This is a genomic window from Paramuribaculum intestinale (assembly GCF_003024925.1).
Classification (GTDB): domain Bacteria; phylum Bacteroidota; class Bacteroidia; order Bacteroidales; family Muribaculaceae; genus Paramuribaculum; species Paramuribaculum intestinale.
Genome location: NZ_PUED01000157.1, coordinates 1 through 5,274 on the forward strand (window position 1 = coordinate 1; position 5,274 = coordinate 5,274).

At 44.9% G+C, this 5,274-nt stretch carries 6 protein-coding genes; 4 read left to right on the plus strand and 2 right to left on the minus strand.

Annotation, left to right across the window (positions count from 1 at the left end; all coding sequences use genetic code 11):
* Positions 1-193 precede the first annotated feature (193 nt).
* Both C5O24_RS10385 and C5O24_RS10390 read left to right on the plus strand, forming a co-directional pair.
* Positions 194-1,153: a tyrosine-type recombinase/integrase gene (locus tag C5O24_RS10385; protein ID WP_161553881.1), complete on the plus strand. Its 960-nt coding sequence runs from the start codon at positions 194-196 to the stop codon at positions 1,151-1,153.
* The gene (locus tag C5O24_RS10390; protein ID WP_107036970.1) at positions 1,137-2,171 is read left to right on the plus strand and encodes a site-specific integrase; all 1,035 of its coding nucleotides are present in this window, start codon (positions 1,137-1,139) and stop codon (positions 2,169-2,171) included. The genes C5O24_RS10385 and C5O24_RS10390 overlap by 17 nt, the downstream gene beginning before the upstream one ends.
* A 54-nt stretch (positions 2,172-2,225) precedes the next feature.
* Here the strand turns inward: C5O24_RS10390 and C5O24_RS10395 are convergent, their stop codons facing one another.
* Together C5O24_RS10395 and C5O24_RS10400 are read right to left on the minus strand one after the other, a co-directional pair.
* On the minus strand, positions 2,226-2,489 hold the full coding sequence (locus C5O24_RS10395) for a PcfK-like family protein (protein ID WP_107036971.1): 264 nt from the start codon (positions 2,487-2,489) through the stop codon (positions 2,226-2,228).
* 13 nt (positions 2,490-2,502) lie between these two features.
* Positions 2,503-2,718 (minus strand): hypothetical protein, encoded by a 216-nt coding sequence (locus C5O24_RS10400; RefSeq protein ID WP_107036972.1) that lies wholly within the window; start codon positions 2,716-2,718, stop codon positions 2,503-2,505.
* Positions 2,719-3,476: 758 nt separating this feature from the next.
* Here C5O24_RS10400 and C5O24_RS10405 point away from each other — a divergent pair.
* Together C5O24_RS10405 and C5O24_RS10410 are read left to right on the plus strand one after the other, a co-directional pair.
* On the plus strand, positions 3,477-4,631 hold the full coding sequence (locus C5O24_RS10405) for an AAA family ATPase (RefSeq protein ID WP_107036973.1): 1,155 nt from the start codon (positions 3,477-3,479) through the stop codon (positions 4,629-4,631).
* A gap of 2 nt (positions 4,632-4,633) precedes the next feature.
* Entirely contained in the window at positions 4,634-5,182 is a 549-nt protein-coding gene (locus C5O24_RS10410; protein WP_107036974.1) for an RloB family protein, read from the plus strand.
* The last annotated feature ends 92 nt before the right edge of the window (positions 5,183-5,274 follow it).

Genomic DNA, 5,274 nt, shown 5'->3' on the forward strand with positions numbered 1-5,274 from the left:
GATTGGGGCAGAGGCCTCGATCATGACTCTTTTGTGCCTACACAATCGGCACAGAAACATAAGCAATTGATTTTTAACGTTAATCTTTTCTAAATCTCAACGAGAATTTTGGAATACAACATAGAAGGAGGGATATTTTATGAGTAATAAACATGAATACAGAAGCGTTTTCGCTCCATATATCAGTGCTTTCATGAAAATAAAGAGTGCAGTTGTATCCAAAACAGCAGACTATGGACACACGCTCAAACAATGGGATGACGCGATGATACTGAACAAACGTTCTGAACTTTACGTGACAAAAGAAATGGTGTGTGAGTGGGAGAAAAGCCTTTATCCTACATCTGACGTAACATCATATCACAAGCATTCGCAGTTGATTCAGTTTCTGAAGTATCTGTGCCGTCTGGGTATTGAATGTTATGTCCCCCGCCTACCCAAGAGACCGACAAGCACATATACTCCATATGTGTACACACATGATGAAATAATCCGGATATTCGCGGCAATCGATGAAGCCGAGCTTTCAAGACCTACACCAAAATCATGTCTAATGTGCATGCCGTGCCTTTTCAGGCTTTTGTATGCTACCGGAATGAGGATATCCGAGGCGTTGAGCATCAGGAATGAGGATGTGGATTTCTCCAACAACTTCATAATTCTGAGAAAGACAAAAAACAATAAGGAGCGAATCATTCCGATGAACGAAAGACTGAAAGAGGTTTTGATGCAATACATAAAGTACCGCGACCTTGTGCCAGTTGAAGGCATTTCCAATCCTGACAGGTATCTATTTGTATCAGGACTCGGAAAGCCTTTTTCTACAAATACTCCTTACACGTTCTTTAAAAGAATATTGGAAAAATGTGGAATCCATCATCGTGGTAAAAACGAAGGTCCACGAGTCCATGACCTACGTCATACTTTTGCCGTCCATACCCTTCACAGAATGTCATCAGAAGATGTAGATCTTTACGCAGGACTGCCAATACTGTCAGTAATGCTCGGACATGCCAGTGTAAAAGAAACCGAATGGTACCTAAGGCTTACAAGGGAATTCTATCCCGAAATAATTGAGAAGATGTCGGCCACGACAGGTGGAGTCTTCCCGGAACTCGACAAAAACAATATGTACCATGGAAAAGGAAACTGATTTTGCGAGGCATCTCTCATCCTTCTTCAACTCATACCTGCCAATGGAGCGAGGCGTGAGCCGTCATACCTTAAGGAGTTATGCCCACACATTCACTTTGTTCATAGACTTTATGAAAGAGGTGAAAAACATAAGAGCAGAGAAACTTGAACTTAAGTCCATCGATCGCAATGTGGTTGTCGACTTCCTCGACTGGCTTCAGACAAAACGTCAGTGCTCTGATAATACACGGAATCTGCGTCTTGCCGCACTGCGCTCGTTCTTCAGATATCTTCAATATGAGGATGTCAGAAATATAGGTAAATGGCAGCAGATCATGAATGTAAAGGCCAAGAGAAAAGAATCTGTCACATTCACCTCTCTGAGTATAGAAGGCATGAAGACTCTTCTGGCACAGATTCCATCAGAGACTCGGGAAGGGCTCAGGCATCTTGCAATGCTCGCTTTGCTATATGACAGCGGCGCAAGGGTGCAGGAACTTATAGACCTTACGCCGGCAGACCTGAATCTTGACACTCCGGCACAGGTAAAACTGTTCGGCAAAGGAAGGAAAGCCAGAATAGTCCCAATACAAGACAATCAGGTCAGAATACTGAGGAAATATATTGCCGAATATCGGCTTGACTTGCCGGGACGAGAAAAACACCCGCTGTTTACAAATAACAGAGGTGGCAAACTCTCCAACTCCGGTATCGCACACATAATATCCATGTATGCGGCCGATGTGAGGGCAAAACATCCCGGTTTAATCCCGGACCATATATCGCCTCACTCGTTCCGACACTCAAAGGCAATGCATTTGCTTTATGCGGGACTCAAGCTGGTGTATATACGTGACATTCTCGGACATGTGTCAATCAAGACAACCGAATTATATGCCCGTGTTGACTCTCAACAAAAAAGAGAAGCTCTTGAAAAAGCATATCAGGATATAACTCCCGATAGACCTGATAAAGGAGAATGGGAACGCAACTCCGAACTGAAAGAATGGCTAAAAACCTTCTCAAAGAAGCACTGACAAAAATATATTATCCCAAGCTGTTTTGGCAAGTATGAAGGCTAATGCCTTGAACTACAACCATGCCATTAAATAGCTTGGGATAATATTATACTTTGGATAATAGTGGGTTGCCATGCCGTACACCTCTGCGTCGGTAAAACCGCAACAACCGCTTTTCTTTACCTCGTTGAGAATGAACGTAACACATTCCTCTACTGATTTTTTGGGATTTGCAAACCTGACGGCGAATAGTGCGTCATTCTCGGCTCTTTCTTCAAGATAAGCCTTGATTGTTTCGTTGAAGGCTCGTGTGCCTTTGTTTTCTTTCGTTGCCATAGTCGTATTTGTTTTATAGGGTTAATATCCAATAGATTATTCCTACTGCGGTGAGGATGGATATTAGCCAGCCCACACCTCGGAATATCGGTTTGAATATCGCCCATAGGATTACACCGACAATCGCCATTACCACTATCCCTGCAACCTTAGCCGCCTTTTTTAATGCGGTTTGAGCTGGAGAAGGAGTGAAGCTCGTATTTTTAATATGTCTGTCGTTCAGTGTCATAAGACGATATTTTTTTTAATGCGTATAATCGCTGTTTGAAGTTTGTTCGCTCGTTGACCCTGCGGCACGACGGGAGAAAAGGGGTGTTCGGCACTCGCTCAAAAAAATACGAGGTGAGCGACCGCAGGGAAGCGAGGTCTGGAGATTTTTTTGCGCGAATGCCAGAGAATACCCCGTCCCGGCGTGTTTATCAATTCCGAGCGAATAAACTTTGAACGGTGATTATACTCTGCATAAAAAATAGAGGCGGCAAAGCCCCGCAGGGTGACACTGGACGACAGACATAAGAAAAATGGAAACCGTTGAGATAAAAGCAATGGCCCCGGAAAGAGCAAGTATGCGTATGTTGCCGTACATGGAGCATGGCGTAATTATCGGCGTCATACGCTTTCTTGCTACCGTGGGCTTGAACAAACGGATAGTGGCGTGACGGCTCAGATTCATTATAAGGAGAAGGCGTATGGCACACTGATTTGCCGATTGGAGTCTTGTGAGGGAAGCGACGTCACCGGCGAATCCTCACAAGGCGTTGAGGCAAACCGGTGTGTAGCCTTCTCCCATAGTCGGGGTGCGGTCGGATGGTGTCAGTGACCCACCGGATCACCGTCACCATCTGACGGCACGACCGACGCAGACACCGTGAGCCGTCACGCCTCTATCCGTTTCCGCAGTGCAATCCTAAAAATCTCGTACCAAATAGCCTATAATCCAAATTAAAGTGTTATATTTGCAAAATAATTCCAAATACGGCGTTTGAAATGATATTGGAAATAACTCTCACCAACTTTTTCTCGATAAACGAGAAGATAACTCTGGATTTGCAGGCTGCCAACATCCAGACAAAGGAGGCCCGCGCCCTTGCCGACAATACATTTGCGGTCGGTAACGAAAGATTGCTGAAAACGGTTGCCATATATGGTGCAAACGCCTCCGGCAAGAGCAACATAATCAAGGCCATTAAAGCAGCGGTTGATATGATACTCGACTCCCATAACTATAATGAGGGTGACAGTTTCGGTTTCAAGCCGTTCAAGTTCGGAGAAAATAACGCTCCCAGTGAGTTTTATATACGCTTCATCATTGACGGCATAGAACATGAGTATTCATTCAGTTGCACCCGTGATGAAATAATAACCGAAAGCCTGTATTATTACCCGAAGGGCAGACGTGCGCTGATTTTTTCGCGTGACGAGCGTATATCCGGCGGCAAGAAAGAAAAATATGAGTTTACCAATGTTATCCGTCGCCCGATGGATGTGGCGTCCAACACCTCGCGCAAGACTCTGTTTATATCACGCGCAAGCCAGATGGACAGGGAAAAGGCGAAGGAGATATATAGGTGGTTCAATGAGCAACTGGTGTTCAGTTATCGTGGCAAGACTTCGGTTGCCATCGACCGTTTTCTTGGTGACAACAAAGACGCAGTTCTCCGGGTGCTTAAAGCCGCCGACAGTGATATCGTTGAGTTTACCTATAAAGACGGTGAACTGACTACATTCCACCGCCGTAATCCGGCGTTGCCCTTTGACTTCAACACCGAAGAATCGGAGGGTACGAAAATCCTGTTCAAAATCATGCTGACGGTCATGGATGTGGTACGCAACAACAAGGTGATGTTCCTTGACGAAGTTGAAACAAGTCTGCACACCCGCTTGGTGGAGTATCTTATCAGCCTGTTCCATTCAAGCAAATCCGCACAGCTGGTATTCACAACCCACAACACACACCTGCTTGACATGACGCGCTTCCGCAAGGATCAGATTTTCTTTGTCAACAAGCGCGACGACGGTTCATCTGATTTGTATTCATTGTTTGACTACAAGGATTTCCGAGAGAAAATGGATTTGGAGAAAGCATACCTTCAGGGGCGTTTCGATGCCGTGCCGTATATCAACGAATTTGAGAACATCTGACTATGGCACGAAAAGCAAAGCAACCGAGGGGCAAGAAGATGAACCCGACATTCTTCGTGTTTTGCGAGGGTAAGACGGAGGCGGCATACGTTGACCTGCTGCGTCGCAGTTTTCGTGTTCCGGTGGAAATCATAGCAAGAGTAAGCGACTCCAACATCTCACAGCCTTATATTGACAGATGTAAGCGTGACAGGTTTACAACATCGGAGGATAAGACATTTCTGATGTTTGACCTTGATGTGCCGGGTATGCTGGAGCGTTTGCGAAAGATAAAAGAAGCCGTGTTACTGCTCTCCAATCCCAGTATCGAGTATTGGTTTCTGTTACATTATAAGGACACCAACAAGGAGCTGTCATCTGCCGAGTGTCTTTCAATGCTGAAAGGCATAGACACAGATTATCAGAAAGGGGTATTCTCCACTGCAATGAAAAAGGTCTTGATAGACGCGATTGAAGAAGCCGCCAAACGGGCAAAATCCAAAGAGGCATACACTAATCCGTCATCAACAATTCACCTGCTGACCGATGAGATAACTAAAAGCAAGAAATAGAATTAAATATGCCACAAAACAATCAAATGCTTCATTTCCCTGTCGGTCATATAATGGACAGGGTTTTATCTTTATTTCATATAGTAGTGAGC

Bases quoted from the DNA above. Each gene is read 5' to 3' on its own strand.
- C5O24_RS10385 (WP_161553881.1), top strand. From the start codon at position 194: ATGAAAATAAAGAGTGCAGTTGTATCCAAAACAGCAGACTATGGACAC.
- C5O24_RS10390 (WP_107036970.1), top strand. From the start codon at position 1,137: ATGGAAAAGGAAACTGATTTTGCGAGGCATCTCTCATCCTTCTTCAAC.
- C5O24_RS10395 (WP_107036971.1), bottom strand. From the start codon at position 2,489: ATGGCAACGAAAGAAAACAAAGGCACACGAGCCTTCAACGAAACAATC.
- C5O24_RS10400 (WP_107036972.1), bottom strand. From the start codon at position 2,718: ATGACACTGAACGACAGACATATTAAAAATACGAGCTTCACTCCTTCT.
- C5O24_RS10405 (WP_107036973.1), top strand. From the start codon at position 3,477: ATGATATTGGAAATAACTCTCACCAACTTTTTCTCGATAAACGAGAAG.
- C5O24_RS10410 (WP_107036974.1), top strand. From the start codon at position 4,634: ATGGCACGAAAAGCAAAGCAACCGAGGGGCAAGAAGATGAACCCGACA.